Here is a 19,052-nt window from a genome sequence, read left to right as displayed (position 1 = left end):
TGCGCACTGGTCCTGATCGGTGTATTGGGGGAGGGTGGTGCCGGTGTATGGGGGGGCGGTCCGGGCCAGACGGTGACGTTCCGGTCGTTCGGCATCTTGCGGACCTGCCGTACGGGGCCTACGGGGCCAGTGCGATGATGAGCCCGCCATGACTGCCCCCCACGCGCCCACGACGCGCCCCGGACACACACTCCGGATCTTCCGGGCCGCGGTGTTCGCCGCGGTCTGTGTCGTGCTGGCCGGGGCAGGTCACGCGCTCGCCTCCTGCGACAGCATCCCGCTGTGGACGCTGGGCGCCGGGTTCCTCGGCGTGGTCGCGGTCGCGGCACCGCTCGCCGGGCGCGTGCGCTCGCTGCCGGTGATCACCGCGGCGCTCGCCGCCGGTCAGACCGTGCTGCACACGCTGTTCGGACTCGGCCAGCACGGCACGGCCGCCGCCGCGTCCTCGACGTCGACGGGCACGAGCGACACCGCGCTGGTCCAGCAGGCCGCGCGGCTCGTGTGCGGCACCACGGCGGCGGCGATCAGTCCGGCACAGGCCCACAAGATCCTCACCGACGCCCGGGTCCAGCCGGACGCGGGAGCGCACACGCACATGGCGGACGCCGGGGCGTCGGCCGCGCTCTGGCCGTCCCTGCCGATGCTGCTCGGCCACGTCCTCGCGGCGATCGCCGCCGGCTGGCTGCTGCGCCACGGCGATCTGGCTCTGCTGCGGCTCACCGAACTGTCGGCGCAGGGCGTCACCGAAGGGGCGCTCGTGCGCTCCCTGCGGGCCGCGCTCGCACTGGTCCGTGCCCTGCGCGCCGGTCTCCCCGGCGCGCCCGACACATCTGCGCGCCCCGCGCACGCCGTGCACCCCGCGCCCGAGATGCCGCGCACGACCGCACTCCAGCACACGGTGATCCGGCGCGGCCCGCCGGCCGCCGCGGCCACCGCTTCCGCACTCGCTCTCGCCGCCTGACACGACGCGAACACCACTCCGTCTCTCCGCGTACCTCTTCGGACGACTCGGAGGAGGGACCGCCGTCGTGCGGCACGCGCGCGTGCGCGGATCCCTCTTCTCTCTCGTCCATCGAAAAAACGACTCACAGCGGAGTGCCCCTTCCATGAAGGCTTCCCGTATCGCCGCGGCCGGTGCCGCCGCCGGCATCACCGTGCTCGCCCTGTCCGCCCCCGCCTTCGCGCACGTCAGCGTGCAGCCCGAGGGCGAGGCCGCCAAGGGCGGTTACGCGGTCGTCGACTTCAAGGTCCCCAACGAGCGCGACGACGCCTCGACGACCAAGCTCGAAGTCAACTTCCCCACCGACCACCCGCTGGCCTCCGTCATGCCGGAGCCGGTCCCGGGCTGGAAGATCGAGGTCACCAAGTCCAAGCTGGACAAGCCGCTGGAGATGCACGGCGAGAAGATCTCCGAGGCCGTCACCAAGGTCACCTGGACCGCCGACGGCGACGGCATCGAGGCGGGCTTCTTCCAGAAGTTCCCGGTCTCCGTCGGCACCCTGCCCGAGGACACCGACCAGCTGGTCTTCAAGGCCCTCCAGACGTACTCCAACAAGGAGGTCGTCCGCTGGATCGAGGTGCCGCAGAAGGGCCAGGAGGAGCCCGACAACCCGGCGCCGGTGCTGGAGCTGTCCGCCGCCTCCGAGGACGGGCACCACGGCTCCTCCGGCGACGATGCCTCTGACGCCGAGTCGGCCGAGAAGGCCTCCGCCGAGACCGCCGCCGACTCCGGCTCCGCCGACGGCACCGACACCACCGCCCGTGTCCTGGGCGTCGTCGGCATCGTGGTCGGCGCGGCCGGCGTCGCCTACGGCGTACTCGCCGGGCGTCGGCGCACCAACGCCTGAGGCTGCTTCCGTTGCACGGCGCGCACCGGGCCCCCGCCCCCGCACAGGGGGCACCCCGGTGCGCGCCGGGTCACCGACGACTGGGACATTTTTCTATGCGCACCAAGACCTTCGCCGCGGCCGCACTGCTCGCCGCCGCCTCCCTCACCCTGACCGCCTGCGGCAGTGGCGGCGACAACGACAAGCCCGTCGCCGTGGTGTCGGAGGAGCCCGGCAGCGACAAGGCCGCCACCGTCCTCGACCAGCCCTTCGAGAAGCCGGACCTGGTCCTCACCGACTCGCGGGGCGAGAAGTACGACCTCCGCAAGGAGACTCAGGGCAAGCCCACGCTGATCTACTTCGGCTACACCCACTGCCCCGACGTCTGCCCGTCGACCATGAGCAACATCGCCGTGGCCAAGAAGCAGCTGCCCAAGGCCGAACAGGACGACCTGCGCGTCGTGTTCGTCACCACCGACCCGGACCGTGACACCCCGGCCGAACTCGGCAAGTGGCTCAAGGGCATCGACCCTCAGTTCGTCGGTCTCACCGGCGACTTCTCGACCATCCAGGCCGGAGCCCGCACCCTCGGCATCGCCTTCGACCCGCCGAAGAAGGACAAGAACGGCAAGCTCATCTCCGAGCACGGCACACAGGTCATCGCGTTCTCGCCGAAGACCGACGGCGGTTATGTGCTCTACGGCGAGGACGCCACCGTCGACGACTACACCAAGGACCTGCCCAAGCTCGTCAAGGGACAGAAGCCGTGACGCGGCGGCTCGGCCCGGCGGCCCTCGTCCTCACCGGAGCGCTGGCACTGGCGGGCTGCGGCGGCTCGGACCCGGACTCCGGGAGCTCCGGTTCCGGCGGCAAGGCGGAACTCTCCGTCGGCTCCGCCTACATGCCGCAGCCGGTCTCCGACGAGATGGCGGCCGGCTTCTTCACCGTCACCAACAAGGGCGGTGCCGCCGACGAGCTGACCTCGGTCACCAGCGACGTCGCCGGGCAGGTCACCGTGCACGAGACAACCGGCGGAGCCATGCGGGAGGTCAAGAGCCTGAAGGTCCCCGCACACGGTGCACTGGTCCTCGAGAGCGGCGGGAACCACCTGATGTTCGAGCAGCTGAAGCGCGAGCCGAAGGAAGGCCAGACCGTCTCCGTCGAGCTGCGCTTCGCCCACTCCGGCCCCGTCGAGGTGGAGATACCGGTGAAGTCGGCGACCTACACCCCGAAGACCGGACACTGAGGGAGGGACCCCTGTGACGCAGACCATCGCCCCCCGCGTCCGGACCGTGGTGCTGCTGCTCCTGGCCGCGGCCTGCGCACTCCTCGCCGGAGCCGGACCGGCCTCCGCGCACGCCGCGGTGACCGGCAGCGACCCCGCGCAGGGGGCGGTGGTCCAGGAGGCCCCCGCCCGGATCTCGCTCACCTTCTCCGAGCAGGTCGCGCTGTCCGACGACTCACTGCGCGTGCTCGACCCCGAGGGCAAGCGCGTCGACTCGGGAGAGCCGTCCAACGTCAGCGGCACGACGTACGCCGTGCGGCTCCAGCCGGATCTGCCCGACGGCACGTACACCGTGGCCTACCAGGTCGTGTCGGCGGACAGCCATCCCGTCACCGGCGCCTACACCTTCTCCATCGGCGCCCCCTCCAAGACCTCCGCGGCGGTATCCGGGCAGACGACCGACGACGGCATCGTCGGCTGGCTGTACGGAATCGGGCGGTACGTGTCCTATGCCGGGTTCATCGTGATGGCCGGCGGCGCCGCCTTCGTGCTCGCCTGCTGGCAGCGCGGCTCCGGGGTACGGCCCGTGCAGCGGTTCGTCGTCTCCGGATGGCTCGCGCTCACCGCGGCCACCCTCGCCCTGCTGCTCCTGCGCGGCTCCTTCACCGGCTCCGGCAAGGTCGCCGACGTCTTCGACCTGTCCCTGCTCGGACAGGTGCTCCAGACCAAGACCGGCGCCGCCCTGGTCTCCCGGCTGCTGCTGCTCGCCGCGGCGGCGCTCTTCATCGCCGTGCTGTTCGGGGCGTATGCCCGCCCGTCTCCCACCACCCCCCTGACCGACGGCGCTTCGCGCCGGCAGCCTGACCCAAGGGAGGACGACCAGGAGAAGCGGGACCTGACCTTCGGGCTCGCGATCGGCGGCGTCGTCGTCGCGGCCGGAATCGCCGCGAGCTGGGCCATGTCCGAGCACGCCTCGGTCGGCCTCCAGGCGAGCATCGCCATGCCGGTCGACATCATCCATCTGCTGGCCGTCGCCGCCTGGCTCGGCGGGCTGGGAGCGCTCCTCGTCGCCCTGTACCGGGCCCCCGCGGACGTGCCGGTCGACTCCACGGCCGTACGCCGCTTCTCCGCCGTCGCCTTCGGCAGCGTCCTCGCCCTCGTCGCGACCGGCACGTACCAGTCCTGGCGCCAGCTCGGCTCCTGGTCGGCCTTCACGGACACGCGGTACGGGCAACTGCTCCTCGCCAAGATCGCCCTCGTCGTCGTACTGGTCGGTGTCGCGTGGATCTCACGCCGGTGGACGGGGCGGCTGGCGCAGACGGTGGCGGTGCCGGCCGAACGGGAGAAGGAGCGGGTGGGCGCGGGGGCAGGTGCACCGGCCGTCGGCCACACCGAGGCGGACGCCGCAGAGGACACGGATGCCGACACCGCCGCTGCCGCTGCCGAGATCGACGCGGACGCCGACGACGACGCCCGCCACGGCTCCGGCCCCGACGACGAACTCGGCACCGCCCCGGACCTCGACTCCGACGAGCAGCGTGCAGCCGACCCCGCCGACGCCGAGCGCGCCGCCCAACTCGCCCGGCAGCGGGCCGCTCGCGACGCCGCCCGGCAGAAGCGGCTGCGGGACGCCGACCCGGACCGTTTCGGCCTGCGCCGCTCCGTGCTGGCCGAGGCCGGCATCGCCGTCGTCCTGCTCGCCGTCACCACCGTGCTGACGCAGACCGAGCCGGGACGTACGGAACAGGAGGCCAAGGCGGCCACCTCGGCCGCCGCAGCCGCCCAGGCCGACACCGGCGCGTCCGGGGCGCTGACCCTGGACATGCCCTTCGACACCGGCGGCGAGGACGGCAAGGGCGTCGTCACGATCGACCTCGACCCCGCACGCGTGGGCGACAACGAGATGCACGTCTACGTGGAGCGGCCCAACGGCCGGGCCTTCGACATCCCCGAGGTGAAGGTCGACTTCACCCTGGAAGCCAAGGACATCGGGCCCCTGCCCGTCGCCCCCGACCACATCGCTACCGGACACTGGTCGGCGAACGGAGTGCAGATCCCCATGGCCGGCGACTGGAAGATCGCCGTGACCGTGCGGACCTCCGACATCGACGAGGTGACCGTCACCAAGAACGCGCAGATCGGCTGAACCACCATGGCTGACCAGTCCATCCCGAAGGCCCGCACCGCCCCCGGCACGACCCCGGGGGAGACCGCGGAGGCCTCCGCCGCGCAGGGCATCTCCCGGCGGAGGCTGCTCGGCACCGCCGGTGCCACCGGGCTCGTGCTCGGCACGGCGGGCGCGGCCGTCGGATACGCCGCCGCACCCTCCGGGGCCTCCGCTCCGCTCGCCTCACTCGGCGCCGACCGGGCGATGTTTCACGGGAAACATCAGCCCGGCATCACCGACGGCCTCCAGGCGCACGGCCACCTCGTCGCCTTCGACCTCGCGGCGGGCGCCGGCCGCAAGGAAGCCGCCGCCCTGCTGCGCCGCTGGTCGGAGACGGCTCGGCGGCTCATGGCCGGCGAGCCGAGCGCGCACGACGACACGGGTGTGGCCCGGGACGCCGGACCCTCCTCGCTGACCGTCACCTTCGGCTTCGGGCACAGCTTCTTCGCCAGGACGGGTCTGGAGAAGCAGCGCCCGGCCTCCCTGGACCCGCTGCCCGAGTTCTCCTCCGATCACCTCGACAAGAACCGCAGCAACGGTGACCTGTGGGTGCAGATCGGCGCCAACGACGCCCTCGTCGCCTTCCACGCCCTGCGCGCCGTCCAGAAGGACGCGGGCTCGGCGGCCCGGGTCCGCTGGCAGATGAACGGCTTCAACCGCTCGCCGGGCGCCACCGCCCACCCCATAACGGCCCGCAACCTGATGGGCCAGATCGACGGCACCCGCAACCCCAAGCCGGCCGAATCAGACTTCGACCAGCGCGTCTTCGTCCCCGCGCACGGCGAACCGGCCTGGATGGCGAACGGCTCCTACGCCGTCGTACGCCGTATCCGCATGCTCCTCGACGACTGGGAGAAGCTCTCCGTCAAGGCGCAGGAGAACGTGATCGGACGCCGCAAGTCGGACGGTGCGGCGCTGTCCGGGGGCACCGAGACGACCGCGATGGACCTGGAGAAGACCGACTCCCAGGGCAACCTGGTCGTCCCGATCAACGCCCACGCCCGCATCACCCGGCCCGACCAGAACGGTGGCGCGGCGATGCTCCGCCGCCCGTTCTCCTTCCACGACGGCATCGACGCGGACGGTGTGCCCGACGCGGGCCTGCTCTTCATCTGCTGGCAGGCCGATCCGCTCCGCGGCTTCGTGCCGGTGCAACGCAAACTCGACCGCGGTGACGCCCTGTCGAAGTTCATCCGGCACGAGTCGAGCGGGCTGTTCGCGGTGCCGGGCGGGGCCGCGGAAGGCGAATATGTGGGACAGAAGTTGCTGGAGGGGTGAAAAGTTCATCCCTGTGGGCTTGTGGGCGATGTCGTTTCCGCGAGCCCATTAGGGTGAGGTCATGCCAGCGAGCTATGCGTATCTCGGCCCCGAGGGCACTTTCACCGAAGTCGCCCTGCGTACTCTTCCTGAGGCCGCCACCCGGGAACTCATTCCGTACGTGTCCGTCCAGTCCGCGCTCGACGCGGTACGAGCCGGCGAGGCCGAGGCCGCGTTCGTGCCGATCGAGAACTCCGTCGAGGGCGGCATCACCACCACTCTCGACGAGCTGGTCGCCGGCGCGCCGCTGATGATCTACCGCGAGGTGCTGCTGTCGATCACCTTCGCGCTGCTGGTCCGCCCGGGCACCGAGCTGTCCGACATCAAGACGGTCTCCGCCCACCCGGCCGCCCAGCCGCAGGTGCGCAACTGGCTGCAGAAGAACCTCCCCGACGCGCACTGGGAGTCGGCCGCCTCGAACGCGGACGCCGCCCGGCTGGTCCAGGAGGGCCAGTACGACGCCGCCTTCGCGGGAGAGTTCGCCGCCGCCCGCTACGGCCTCGAGGCCCTGGAGACGGGGATCCACGACGCGGAGAACGCCCAGACGCGGTTCGTGCTGGTCGGCCGGCCCGCCCGGCCCGCGGCGCCGACCGGCGCGGACAAGACCTCCGTCGTGCTGTGGCAGCGCGACGACCACCCCGGCGCCCTGCGCGACCTGCTGGGCGAGTTCGCCACGCGCGGCATCAACCTCATGCTGCTCCAGTCCCGGCCCACCGGTGCGGGCATCGGCAACTACTGCTTCTGCATCGACGCCGAGGGCCACATCTCCGACCGCCGGGTGGCCGAGGCCCTGATGGGCCTCAAGCGGATCTGCCTCCAGGTGCGCTACCTCGGGTCGTATCCGCGTGCGGACATGCAGCCGGAGGAGGTCCAGCCGCCCCGCCTGGGGACGTCGGACGAGGCGTTCGTGGCGGCCTCGGACTGGGTGGCGCGGTGCCAGGACGGGCGCTTCTAGGCGGTCGTACCTGCTGATTTTCGTTATCCACAGAAGTTATCCACAGGTCAGCTTCTCGACCTGGGGACAAGTCGACATCACAGCATGATTCAGTCGACAAATCGCCCTACGGGGCCTTGAGGGTCCACCGGCACGCGGATCGGCCTTCGTCCACCGTTTTCCCTTGTGTAACTCTTCAGGGGGACCCAATGCCACTCGAAAGTGAGGATAGGGCAGGTTTGTACTGGGAATTCCGAGGGGTGGCCCGGCCTTCCGGAGTGATCAATTCCGAAGTCCACAGATCTTCCACACAGCCTGTGGATAACTCTTCGCCGGGTGTGGATTCCTGTGGACAACCGAACCCCAAGTCCCGTTCCCCGCAAGGAAGTCGAGTCAATGCGGCGCCCTGCGGATGCCTCGTACCGGGGAGAGTGCCATCTTTTATTGACACTGAGTGCAATTCGCCCATAACGGTACGTAATGCGCGACCCGAATAGTGAGTCGTGAGCGGTCACCCCACACCGGTAGCCTTGACCGCGTGATTGACCTTCGCCTGCTCCGTGAGGACCCCGACCGTGTGCGCGCGTCGCAGCGCGCCCGTGGAGAGGACGTCGCGCTCGTCGACTCCCTCCTCTCTGCCGACGAGCGGCGCAGGTCGTCCGGCGTGCGCTTCGACGAGCTGCGCGCCGAGCAGAAGGCGCTCGGCAAGCTGATCCCCAAGGCGTCCGGGGACGAGAAGGCCGACCTGCTGAAGAGGGCGAGCCAGCTCGCCGCCGACGTCAAGGCCGCCGACGCGGAACGCGACGCGGCCGCCACCGAGACCCAGGAGCTGCTCCAGCGGCTCGGCAACCTCGTCCACCCGGACGTGCCCGTGGGCGGCGAGGAGGACTTCGTCACGCTGGAGACCCACGGCACGATCCGCGACTTCGGGGCCGAGGGCTTCGAGCCCAAGGACCACCTGGAGCTCGGTCAGATCCTCGGTGCGATCGACGTCGAGCGCGGCGCCAAGGTCTCCGGCTCGCGCTTCTACTTCCTGACGGGCGTGGGCGCCCTGCTGGAGTTCGCCCTGGTCAACGCGGCGATGGCCCAGGCCACCGCGGCCGGCTTCACGCCGATGCTGACCCCGGCCCTGGTCCGCCCCCAGTCCATGGCGGGTACGGGCTTCCTCGGCCAGGCCGCCCAGGACGTCTACCACCTCGCCGACGACGACCTGTACCTGGTCGGCACCTCCGAGGTCGCGCTCGCGGCGTACCACATGGACGAGATCCTCGACGCGGACCGCCTCCCCCTGCGCTACGCGGGCTTCTCGCCCTGCTTCCGCCGCGAGGCCGGTTCGCACGGCAAGGACACCCGGGGCATCTTCCGCGTGCACCAGTTCGACAAGGTCGAGATGTTCTCCTACGTCACTCCGGAGGACTCGCAGGCCGAGCACCAGCGGCTGCTGGAGTGGGAGAAGCAGTGGCTGACCTCGCTGGAGCTGCCGTTCCGGGTCATCGACGTCGCCTCCGCCGACCTCGGCTCCTCGGCCGCCCGCAAGTTCGACTGCGAGGCCTGGATCCCGACCCAGGGCAAGTACCGCGAGCTGACCTCGACCTCGGACTGCACCGAGTTCCAGTCCCGCCGGCTGTCGATCCGGGTCCGTGACGGCAAGCAGGTCCGCCCGCTGGCCACGCTCAACGGCACGCTGTGCGCCGTACCGCGCACGATCGTGGCGATCCTGGAGAACCACCAGCAGGCCGACGGCTCGGTGCGCGTGCCCGAGGTGCTGCGTCCGTACCTGGGCGGCCGGGAGGTCCTGGAGCCGGTGGCCAAGTGAGCGACACGGCCCCCTCGGGCGGCTTCCCGTACAAGCTGATCGCGACCGACCTCGACGGGACGCTGCTGCGTTCCGACGATTCGGTGTCGTCCCGCACTCGTGACGCACTCGCCGCGGCCACCGCGGCGGGCGCCGCGCACATCGTCGTCACCGGCCGCGCGGTCCCCTGGACCCGGCCCATCCTCGACGAGCTCGGCTACCAGGGGCTGGCCGTCTGCGGCCAGGGCGCGCAGGTGTACGACGCCGGTGCCCACCGCCTGCTGACGTCGGTGACGCTGGACCGGCAGCTGGCCGGGGTGGCGCTGGCGAAGATCGAGGCGGAGGTCGGCCCGCTGTACCTGGCGGCGAGCCGCGACGGCCTGGACGGCGAGGTCCTGGTGGGCCCCGGCTACGCGGTCCAGGGGGCGCTCCCCGCGACCCCGTTCACGGACGCGTCGGACCTGTGGACCGCGCCCCTGAACAAGCTCTACATCCAGCACCCGACGCTGTCGGACGACGAGCTGTGCGAGGTGGCGACCCGGACCGCCGGTGGTTTCGTCACCGTCGTCATGGCGGGCGAGGGCATAGTCGAACTCCTCCCCCTGGGCCTGTCCAAGGCGACGGGCCTCTCCCTGGCGGCCCGTCGGCTCAAGGTGAAGGCGGCGGACACGATCGCCTTCGGCGACATGCCCAACGACCTGCCGATGTTCGCCTGGTCCTCCTACGGTGTCGCCATGGCGGGCGCCCACGAGGAGTTGAAGGCGGTGGCTGACGAGGTCACGTCCTCGAACGACGAGGACGGGATCGCGGTGGTCCTGGAGCGGTTGCTGGGCTGAGCTCTCGGGTCTTGCGTGCTCGGGGCTGGCGCATTCGGTCTTGCGCTTGAGTCTTGCGCACTCAGGTCTTGCGCATTCGGGTCTTGCGTGCGGCGGAGGATGCACGGATCGAACGTGCGCGGGCTGTTACAGCCCGACCACGGCTGCTTCTGATCAGACGCAGGGCAAACCGGTGCCTTACCACTCGGCCAATCCTCCGGGTGGGCGGCCCACGCGAGTGCGATGTCGCGTGCTCGAAGCGGCCGCCCCGGGCAGCTCCCCGTGTGGGGCGAGCTCTACGGAGCCGGTAGCGACTACTCCGGAGCCCGCCGCGGGCTGCCCTGAAGGGAGCTGGACGTACTGCCGTGCATGGACATCGTCCCGCTCCTCTCCCAGAACTCGGCGCCGGGCTTCCTCGTCCGGCGGGGTGAACACAACCACTCTGCCCGTCGGGCGAATTGGACGCCACCGATTAAATCGCCCGGCCTCAGCGCCTGCGCCACCTGCGTCGGCGGGACTTGCTGAAGAACCAGCCCGCGGGCGGTTCGTCGGAGCGCCAGGGCTGGGGCTCCGGCTCCTCGCGGCGCCAGCGCTCGGCGAGCATCCGGGCACGGGCGGACGGCTCGGAGGTCCCGGCGGAGCGTATGAAGTCCTCGTCCAGAACGAGGTCGTCCCAGGCGTCGTCCTGACCGCCGTCCTCGTACTGAGCCTTCTCGCTCGCCATCCCCGTCTCCTCCCGGCCGCCGTCCAACTCCCGTGTGGTGCCCCTCCATCCGGTTTGCCCAGTGTGCCCTGACGGAGGTGAAGCCCCCGTCAAGGCCCGGGCACGTCACTGTCCGCCGTCCGTCACTCCTCACCGGCCAGCGTCAGCGAGCGCAGCTTCTGCCCGGCGTACCAGGTGGCCAGCACCGTCACGGCCACCAGCAGCACCGTCGCCGTGGTCAGGCCCACGTCGGAGCTCACCAGGTCACCGCCGGACACCTTCTGGGCCACGGCCAGCGACCACTGCTGGACGCTCAGCGTGCGGGCGCCCGGCACCAGGGAGCCGAACAGGGCCTCCCAGACCAGCGCGTAGACCAACCCGAACACCACCGCGTGCCGGGAGACCGTGCCGAGCAGCAGGAACAGCGCCGCGTACGCGATGGACGCGACCAGGGCGGCGACCGTGTAGGCGACGGCGATCTGCTGGCCGTTGCCGTTCAGGATGAAGCCGGCGACGAGCGTCGGCACCGCCGAGAACACCATCGTCACGGCGATCGCGACGATCAGCTTGGTGAAGATGATCGTCGGCCGTTTGATCGGCTTGGAGAGCAGATACACCACCGAGCCGTCGTCGATCTCCGGCCCGATCGCGCCGGTCCCGGCGATGACGCCGATGAGGGGCACCATCGTCGCGAGGGCGAGGCCGCCCAGCAGGTCCGACGCCGTCTGGTCGTCCGCTCCTGCCAGTCCGCGCACCGCTATGGAGATCACGATCAGCAGCAGCGGCAGGGCACCGAGGATGAGGGCCCGGCGTCGGCCGAGCAGGGCCCGGTACGTGAGCCGGGCGACTGTGGGGTCGTACATCAGGGCCTCCTACGCCGCGACCAGGTACGAGAAGACGGACTCGAGGGACTCGTCGGACGGCGAGACCGTGAGCAGCCGGATGCCGTGGTCCCTGGCGACCTTGGGCAGCAGCGCGGTGAAGCGGCCGAAGTCGACGGCCTGGATGCGCAGTGCGCCCTCGGCGAGGTCGACCTCGATGCCGGACGTCGACGGGTCGGCGATCAGGGCGGCCGCGAGGGCGCGGTCGTCACTGGAGCGCACCAGGTAGCGGTGCGGGCGGTCGGTCATCAGACGGCGGATCTTGCGGAAGTCACCGCTCGCCGCGTGCCGGCCGGCGACGACGACCTCGATGTGCCAGGCGAGTTGCTCGACCTCTTCGAGGATGTGCGACGAGAACAGCACCGTGCGGCCCTCGTCGCCCATGCGGCGCAGCAGGTCCATCAGCTGCATGCGCTGGCGCGGGTCCATGCCGTTGAAGGGTTCGTCCAGCAGGAGCAGGGACGGGTCGTGGACCAGGGCGGAGGCCATCTTCACGCGCTGGCGCATGCCCTTGGAGTACGTCTGGATCTTGCGGTCCTGCGCGTACTCCATCTCGACCGTGGCGAGCGCCTTCTGGGCCGCCTTGGCGCCGAGGCCGTGCAGCTCGGCGTTGGCGAGGACGAACTCCTTCCCGGTGAGGAAGTCGTACATCGCCTCGCGCTCGGGGACGACCCCGATGTGCCGGTAGATCTGCTCGTTGCGCCACACCGGTTGTCCGTCGAGCGTGACCGTGCCGGTGGAGGGGGCGAGGAAGCCGCCCATCATGTTGATGAGGGTGGACTTTCCGGCGCCGTTGGGGCCGAGCAGGCCCGTGACGCCGGGGCCGACGGTCATGGTGATGTCGTTGACGGCGACCACGTTGCCGAACCAGCGGGAGACGTGGTCGATGGAGAGCGTGGTCACAGTCCCACCTTCTTGTAGCGGCGCATCAGGAGGCCGTAGCTCGCGGCGATCAGGCCCACGGCGACCAGCACGTAGACGACGCCCTCGGAGCTGCTGGGGCCCACACCGCCGGGGAAGGCGGAGGTCGCGCCGAGGAACGCGGACTGCACCCCGTCGACGATCGTGATCGGCGAGAACAGCCCGATCCACGGCACGGCGTCGCTGCTGCCCTGCGCGTCGGCGATGGCCTGGAGGGTGGAGACGGCGCCGTAGGTGATGGTCAGCACGGCGATCACGGCCGCGATGCCGAAGCCGCGGCGCGGGGTGAAGGACGCGATGACCAGGCCGATGCCGGCGAACAGCAGTGAGAGCAGTGCCACGGAAACCAGTCCCTGCGCGAATCCCTTGGTCTGGTCGGCGAAGTCGAGCTTGGCCAGCAGTGCGCCCACGTAGAGCACGAGCAGGGGCGCCGCGGTCAGGATGAACAGCGCCGAGGCCAGCGCCGCGAACTTGGCGCGGACGTAGTCAGCGGTCTCGATGGGCCGCGAGAAGTACAGCGGCACGGTCTTGAAGCGCAGGTCGCGCGAGACGGACTGGGGTGCCTGCGAGGCGACGTACAGGCTGATGACCGCCTGCATGACGATCGCGTTGCGCGTGTAGTCCAGCGGCAGGGCGTTGGCCTTGGTGGCGACCGCGACGGCGACGATGATGGCCGCGGGCACGCACATCACCACGAACAGCAGCATCGGCAGCACCTTGGACTTGACCGAGCGGCCGAGGCCGTAGGAGCCGCGCAGGGACTGCGAGTACAGGGAGCGGCGGGCGTAGGCGCGGCCGAGGCGCGGGCCGTCGTAGTTGCGGTAGCCGATGTTGTGGATGCGGGTCTGGTCACCCGGTGCCGGGGCGGGTGTCCCCGTGGAGTGCTCAACCGCCATGGCCGACCGCCTCCTTCCGCTGTTCGCGCTCGTCGCTGCTGGTGAAGACCTCGGAGATGTGGTGCCGACGCTGCTCCATGCGCACCAGGCCGAGTCCGAGATCGGCGATCACGTCCCGGACCAGGTCGTAGGTCTCCTCGCCCTGGGCGGTGAGCAGCAGGATGTGGCCGGCGCCCGGCAGACCGCTGCCGTCCTCGACGCTCACCCCGCGCGCGTGCAGCGCGTCACGCACCGCGCGGGTGCCGTCCGGGTGTTCGTCGGTGTCGGTGACCTCGATCGCGAGGGTCGTGGTGGTCTGGGTGAAGTCGGTGGTGGAGCTGGAGCGCAGGAGCTTGCCGCCGTCGATGACGACGACGTGGTCGCAGGTGCGCTCCAGTTCGCCCAGCAGGTGCGAGGTGACCAGGACCGAGATGCCGAAGTCGGTGTGGATCCGGCGGATCAGGCCGAGCATCTCGTCGCGGCCGACCGGGTCGAGGCCGTTGGTCGGCTCGTCCAGGAAGACCAGCTGCGGGTCGTGCACGAGGGCCTGCGCGAGTTTCACGCGCTGCTTCATGCCGGTCGAATAGCCGCCGATGGGGCGGTAGCGCTCCTCGTACAGGCCGACGTGGCGCAGGGTGTCGGCGGTGCGTTCGCGCGCGGCGGTGGGCGGGAGGCCGGACATACGCGCCATGTGGACGACGAACTCGGTGGCCGAGACGTCCGGCGGCAGGCAGTCGTGCTCGGGCATGTAGCCGACCCGCTCGCGGATGTCGGCGCCCTTGGTGGCGACATCGAGTCCGAGCACTTCGGCGCGGCCCTCGGTGGCGGGGGACAGACCCAGCAGGATCTTGATCAGTGTGGACTTGCCGGCCCCGTTGGCTCCGACGAGTCCGGTCACACCGGGCCCGACGTCCACGGAGAGCCGGTCAAGCGCGGTCACCCGGGGGAACCGCTTGCTCAGGCTTTCGGTCGCGATCACAGTCACCCTTCGACGGTAGGGGCCGTGAACGTGGCGGTCGTCACTCCGCAGAGCTGTCTTCACATCAGCCTGGAGTATTACGGGCCCTTAGGGGAGCTGGTTCTCGGGGGTTACCACGGCCGTGGTAACCCCCGAGAGCCTCCCTATTGACGACTTCTCTAACAACTGCCAGATTCGCCGGATGACGTTGCTCAGGGGGGCGCGGGAGCGCCGGGTGCGGACCGGTGAAGTCGATGTGTGCGTGGCCGAGTTGGGGGACCCCCAGCGGCCGACGGTCGTGCTGGTGCACGGCTACCCCGACAGCAAGGAGGTGTGGTCCGAGGTGGCCGCGCGGCTCGCCGGTCACTTCCACGTGGTGGCGTACGACGTCCGCGGTCACGGCCGGTCCACGGCACCGCGCCCGCTGCGGGGCGGGTTCACGCTGGAGAAGCTGACGGACGACTTCCTGGCCGTTGTGGACGCGGTCAGCCCGGACCGGCCGGTGCACCTGGTCGGTCACGACTGGGGCTCGGTGCAGGCCTGGGAGTTCACCACCGTCAAGCGCACCGAGGGCCGTATCGCCTCCTTCACCTCGATGTCCGGGCCGTCCCTCGACCACTTCGGCCACTGGATCAACAGCCGCGTGCGACGTCCCACCCCGCGCCGGGTCGGCCAGCTCCTCGGGCAGGGCGCGCGGTCCTGGTACGTGTACCTGCTGCACACGCCCGTGCTGCCCGAGCTCGCCTGGCGCGGTCCGCTCGGCAGGCGCTGGCCGAGGATGCTGGAGCGCCTGGAGAAGGTGCCGGGCGACGGCTACCCGACCCCTTCGCTGCCCTCGGACGCGGCGCACGGGGCCTGGCTGTACCGGGACAACGTCCGGCCCCGGCTGCGCAGGCCACGTCCGGACGCGTACGCCCACGTGCCGGTGCAGATCATCACGCCTCTGGAGGACCGTTTCCTTTCGGAGCGGCTCGACGAGGGACTGGAGCGGTGGGTCCCGCACCTGAGCCGGCGGACGCTTCCGGCGGGGCACTGGATTCCGCGCACCCGCCCTGACCAGCTGGGGAACTGGATCACCGAGTTCGTGACGTCGGTCGAGGAGGGGCGGGCTCCGGTCGCGGCGAGCGGCAGGCACGCCGAGCGGTTCGGCGGGCGGCTCGTGCTGGTCACCGGGGCCGGGAGCGGCATCGGACGGGCGACGGCGCTCGCGTTCGCCCAGGCCGGAGCGCGCGTGGTGGCCGTCGACCGGAACGCCGAGGCGGCGGTGCGCACCGCCGAGTCCGCCCTCCGGGCGGGCGCCCCGGCGGCCTGGGCGGAGCCTGCCGACGTCTCCGACGAGCAGGCCATGGAGAAGCTCGCCGAGAAGGTCGGCAGCGAGTACGGCGTGGTGGACGTCCTCGTGAACAACGCCGGGATCGGACTGTCCGGTTCCTTCTTCGACACCACGCCCGAGGACTGGCAGAAGGTCCTCGACGTCAACCTGTGGGGCGTGATCCACGGCTGCCGGCTCTTCGGCCGGCGGATGGCCGAGCGCGGGCAGGGCGGCCACATCGTCAACGTGGCGTCGGCGGCGGCGTACCAGCCGTCCCGGGCTCTGCCCGCCTACAGCACCTCCAAGGCGGCCGTGCTGATGCTCAGCGAGTGCCTGCGCGCGGAGCTCGCCGGTCAGGGCATCGGTGTGACGGCGGTGTGCCCCGGCATCGTCAACACCGCCATCGCGTCCACGGCGCACTTCGCCGGGGTCGACGCCGGTGAGGAGAAGCGCCGCCGGCAGCGCGCCGCTCGTCTGTACGGGCTGCGGAACTACCCTCCGGAGAAGGTCGCCGCGGCGATTCTGCGGGCGGTGGCACGCAACGATGCGGTGGTGCCGGTGACGCCGGAGGCGCGGAGTGCGCGGGTGCTGGCGCGGTTCGCACCGGGGCTGCTGCGGGGCATCGCGCGGATGAAGCCTCCGGTCTGACGGCCCAAGGCCCCTGAAGTGAAGGCCAGTTGTCCACAGAATCGCCAATTCCCCTGTGGATAACACCACTTGGTTGTGGATCAAACCTCCGCACTGAAACTCGATCGCGTGATTCACGTCTCTCCCGCACCCTGGGGGCATGGACGAGAGACGCACCGTCAAGGTGTCGAAGTACCTGTCGAAACATCTGCGTCACCAGCCGGAACGGATCGGACTGGCCCTCGACGAAGGCGGCTGGGTCGAGATCGGCACCCTGATCGCCGCGGCCGCCATGCACGGTTTCCGGTTCACCCGCGAGGAGCTGGACCATGTCGTCGCCACCAACGACAAGCGGCGATTCGCCGTCGAGGGCACCCGGATCCGCGCCAGTCAGGGCCACAGTGTCGAGGTCGACCTGGGCCTGCCGCCGGCCACCCCGCCCGCGTACCTGTACCACGGCACCGTCGCCCGTCACCTGGACGCGATCCGGGCCGAGGGGCTCAGGCCGATGGACCGGCATGCCGTGCACCTCTCGCCCGACCGCGAGACGGCGACCCGGGTCGGTGCCCGCCGCGGCCGGCCGATCGTGCTGGCGGTGGACGCGACCGCCATGCATCGCGACGGCCATGTCTTCCATGTGAGCGCTAACGGCGTATGGCTGACCCAGGCCGTGCCGCCGCCGTATCTGCGCCTTCCCGAGCCGCGCTGACCTGCTGCGCACGATCCGCGACTCACAGTGAGTGTTTCACGTGAAACACGGGTGACCCCCGGGGGCTCCCTTACGCTCGATGCCATGAGTCTGCGTCTGAGCACCGTGATCCTCCCCTACCGCCGTTGGCACGAAGGCGGCCGTGCGGCCTGGACCCGTGCCGAGCAGCTCGGCTTCCACACCGCGTACACCTATGACCACCTGTCCTGGCGTACCTTCCGGGACGGCCCGTGGTTCGGCGCCGTGCCGACGCTCGCCGCCGCCGCGGCCACCACGGACCGGCTGAGGCTGGGCACACTGGTGACCTCGCCGAACTTCCGGCACCCGGTGACGCTCGCCAAGGAACTGATCTCCCTCGACGACATCTCCGGTGGACGGGTCACGCTGGGTATAGGCGCGGGCGGCACCGGATTCGACGCCACCGCGCTCGGCCAGGATCCGTGGACGCCGCGCGAGCGGGCCGACCGCTTCGCGGAGTTCGTCCCGCTGCTCGACCGGCTGCTCAGCGAGGACTCCGTGTCGTACGAGGGCGACTTCTACTCGGCCCACGAGGCACGGAACATCCCCGGCTGTGTGCAGCGCCCCAGGCTGCCGTTCGCGGTGGCCGCGACCGGGCCGCGCGGGCTGCGGCTGGCCGCCCGGCACGGTCAGGCGTGGGTGACCACCGGCGACCCCAAGCTGTTCGAGAACGGCACCCCTGAGCAGTCGCTTCAGGCCATTCGCGGGCAAGCGGAGAGGCTCGCCGACATCTGCGCCGAGATCGGCCGGGACATGACCGGCCTCGACAAGGTCCTGCTCACCGGTTTCACCCCGGACCGCAGCGCCCCGCTCCAGTCCCTGGACGCCTTCGTCGACTTCGCCGGGCGGCACGCCGAGCTCGGCTTCACGGAGCTCGTGGTCCACTGGCCCATTCCCGACTCGAACTTCGCGGCGGACGACAAGGTCTTCGAGCAGATCGCCATGGAGGCCCCGGCGCAACTGCGCTGAGGACCTGCGGGCGGCTTCCCCGGGAGAGCCCAGGTGAGGGCGGTATCCACTCACCTGGGCGGACTCCCGCACGGCCGTGCAGGCATATGCGGGACAATGGCCCGGTGACCTCAGCGACCCGAGAGCCCGAGACCGCGGCCGAGACCCTCCCGCCGCGGCTGATCGCCACCGACCTCGACGGCACCCTGCTGCGCGACGACAAGTCGGTGTCCCCCCGTACGGTCGCCGCGCTGGCCGCCGCCGAGGAGGCGGGCATCGAGGTCTTCTTCGTCACCGGCCGCCCGGCCCGCTGGATGGACGTCGTCAGCGACCACGTCCACGGGCACGGCCTGGCGATCTGCGGCAACGGCGCGGCCGTGGTCGACCTGCACGGCGGCCCCGGCGCCCACCGGTTCGTCAAGGTGCGCGAGCTGGCACGGAAAAACGCCCTGGACGCCGTACGGCTGCTGCGCGAGGCGGCGCCGGGCACGGTGTACGCGGTGGAGCAGACGTACGGCTTCTACCAGGAGCCGGCCTATCCGAAGCTGCACATGGAGATCCCCGACAGCCTCGCTCCGGCCGAGGAGCTGCTGTCGGCGGACCACCGGGCGGCCGGCGAGCCGGTGCTGAAGATCCTCGCCTACCACCCCGACCTGGATCCCGACGCCTTCCTGACCCTGGCCCGGCTCGCCATCGGCGACCGTGCCGGCGTGACCCGCTCCAGCCCCAGCGCACTGCTGGAGATCAGCGGTCCCGGGGTGTCCAAGGCCAGCACGCTCGCCCTGTGCTGTGCCGAGCGCGGCATCTCGCACGAGCAGGTCGTCGCCTTCGGTGACATGCCCAACGACGTGGAGATGCTGACCTGGGCGGGCCGGTCGTACGCGATGGGCAACGCCCACCCGGACGTGATCGCCGCGGCCTCGGGGCAGACGGTCGCGAACAACGAGGACGGCGTGGCGATCGTGATCGAGCGGCTGCTGGAGGAGCTTCCCTAGCCTTCGCAAGCCGTCGCACGGCTGCC

Annotated in this window: 18 protein-coding genes and 1 tRNA gene; 13 read left to right on the top strand and 6 right to left on the bottom strand. The window is 70.8% G+C overall.

Going from position 1 to position 19,052, the window contains the following annotated elements; all coding sequences use genetic code 11:
• The first annotated feature begins 148 nt into the window (after positions 1-148).
• From ABEA82_RS12780 to ABEA82_RS12740, 9 genes are all read left to right on the top strand, one after another.
• Positions 149-961, top strand: coding sequence for a hypothetical protein (locus tag ABEA82_RS12780; protein ID WP_345661522.1), 813 nt, complete (start codon positions 149-151; stop codon positions 959-961).
• A gap of 145 nt (positions 962-1,106) precedes the next feature.
• Positions 1,107-1,847: a YcnI family copper-binding membrane protein gene (locus ABEA82_RS12775; protein WP_345661521.1), complete on the top strand. Its 741-nt coding sequence runs from the start codon at positions 1,107-1,109 to the stop codon at positions 1,845-1,847.
• Between the two features lie 95 nt (positions 1,848-1,942).
• Positions 1,943-2,596 (top strand): SCO family protein, encoded by a 654-nt coding sequence (locus ABEA82_RS12770; protein WP_345661520.1) that lies wholly within the window; start codon positions 1,943-1,945, stop codon positions 2,594-2,596.
• On the top strand, positions 2,593-3,072 hold the full coding sequence (locus ABEA82_RS12765; RefSeq protein WP_345661519.1) for a copper chaperone PCu(A)C: 480 nt from the start codon (positions 2,593-2,595) through the stop codon (positions 3,070-3,072). The genes ABEA82_RS12770 and ABEA82_RS12765 overlap by 4 nt, the downstream gene beginning before the upstream one ends.
• 13 nt (positions 3,073-3,085) lie before the next feature.
• A complete protein-coding gene (locus ABEA82_RS12760; protein WP_345661518.1) occupies positions 3,086-5,197 on the top strand; it encodes a copper resistance CopC/CopD family protein in 2,112 nt (703 codons plus the stop codon).
• 6 nt (positions 5,198-5,203) lie between these two features.
• On the top strand, positions 5,204-6,496 hold the full coding sequence (efeB, locus tag ABEA82_RS12755) for an iron uptake transporter deferrochelatase/peroxidase subunit (protein ID WP_345661517.1): 1,293 nt from the start codon (positions 5,204-5,206) through the stop codon (positions 6,494-6,496).
• Between the two features lie 61 nt (positions 6,497-6,557).
• Positions 6,558-7,490, top strand: a complete 933-nt coding sequence (pheA, locus tag ABEA82_RS12750; protein WP_345661516.1) for a prephenate dehydratase — start codon at positions 6,558-6,560, stop codon at positions 7,488-7,490.
• A gap of 517 nt (positions 7,491-8,007) precedes the next feature.
• Positions 8,008-9,285: a serine--tRNA ligase gene (gene serS / locus ABEA82_RS12745; protein ID WP_345661515.1), complete on the top strand. Its 1,278-nt coding sequence runs from the start codon at positions 8,008-8,010 to the stop codon at positions 9,283-9,285.
• The gene (locus ABEA82_RS12740) at positions 9,282-10,100 is read left to right on the top strand and encodes an HAD family hydrolase (protein WP_345661514.1); all 819 of its coding nucleotides are present in this window, start codon (positions 9,282-9,284) and stop codon (positions 10,098-10,100) included. Before serS ends, ABEA82_RS12740 begins: the two co-directional genes overlap by 4 nt.
• A gap of 93 nt (positions 10,101-10,193) precedes the next feature.
• On the opposite strand, the gene ABEA82_RS12735 is transcribed toward ABEA82_RS12740, so the two are convergent.
• The 6 genes from ABEA82_RS12735 to ABEA82_RS12710 form a co-directional block, all read right to left on the bottom strand.
• A tRNA-OTHER gene (locus tag ABEA82_RS12735) sits at positions 10,194-10,298 on the bottom strand.
• A gap of 268 nt (positions 10,299-10,566) precedes the next feature.
• Positions 10,567-10,803: an SGM_3592 family protein gene (locus ABEA82_RS12730; protein ID WP_345661513.1), complete on the bottom strand. Its 237-nt coding sequence runs from the start codon at positions 10,801-10,803 to the stop codon at positions 10,567-10,569.
• 122 nt (positions 10,804-10,925) lie between these two features.
• Positions 10,926-11,645: an ABC transporter permease subunit gene (locus tag ABEA82_RS12725; RefSeq protein WP_345661512.1), complete on the bottom strand. Its 720-nt coding sequence runs from the start codon at positions 11,643-11,645 to the stop codon at positions 10,926-10,928.
• Between the two features lie 9 nt (positions 11,646-11,654).
• A complete protein-coding gene (locus ABEA82_RS12720; protein ID WP_345661511.1) occupies positions 11,655-12,566 on the bottom strand; it encodes an ABC transporter ATP-binding protein in 912 nt (303 codons plus the stop codon).
• Positions 12,563-13,480, bottom strand: a complete 918-nt coding sequence (locus tag ABEA82_RS12715) for an ABC transporter permease (protein ID WP_345661510.1) — start codon at positions 13,478-13,480, stop codon at positions 12,563-12,565. The genes ABEA82_RS12720 and ABEA82_RS12715 overlap by 4 nt, the downstream gene beginning before the upstream one ends.
• Positions 13,470-14,438, bottom strand: a complete 969-nt coding sequence (locus tag ABEA82_RS12710; protein ID WP_345661712.1) for an ABC transporter ATP-binding protein — start codon at positions 14,436-14,438, stop codon at positions 13,470-13,472. The genes ABEA82_RS12715 and ABEA82_RS12710 overlap by 11 nt, the downstream gene beginning before the upstream one ends.
• Positions 14,439-14,619: 181 nt before the next feature.
• Here ABEA82_RS12710 and ABEA82_RS12705 point away from each other — a divergent pair, with 181 nt between their 5' ends.
• The 4 genes from ABEA82_RS12705 (at position 14,620) to ABEA82_RS12690 (ending at position 19,026) form a co-directional block, all read left to right on the top strand.
• Entirely contained in the window at positions 14,620-16,377 is a 1,758-nt protein-coding gene (locus tag ABEA82_RS12705) for an SDR family oxidoreductase (protein WP_345661509.1), read from the top strand.
• Positions 16,378-16,516: 139 nt separating this feature from the next.
• Entirely contained in the window at positions 16,517-17,065 is a 549-nt protein-coding gene (locus ABEA82_RS12700; protein WP_345661508.1) for an RNA 2'-phosphotransferase, read from the top strand.
• Positions 17,066-17,149: 84 nt separating this feature from the next.
• Positions 17,150-18,052, top strand: coding sequence for an LLM class flavin-dependent oxidoreductase (locus ABEA82_RS12695; RefSeq protein ID WP_345661507.1), 903 nt, complete (start codon positions 17,150-17,152; stop codon positions 18,050-18,052).
• An 86-nt stretch (positions 18,053-18,138) separates the two neighbouring features.
• Positions 18,139-19,026, top strand: coding sequence for an HAD family hydrolase (locus ABEA82_RS12690; protein ID WP_345661506.1), 888 nt, complete (start codon positions 18,139-18,141; stop codon positions 19,024-19,026).
• Positions 19,027-19,052 lie beyond the last annotated feature (26 nt).

Origin of the sequence: Streptomyces venetus, from assembly GCF_039540295.1 — a bacterium.
Classification (GTDB): domain Bacteria; phylum Actinomycetota; class Actinomycetes; order Streptomycetales; family Streptomycetaceae; genus Streptomyces; species Streptomyces venetus.
This window is presented reverse-complemented; position numbering and strand designations above follow the sequence as displayed.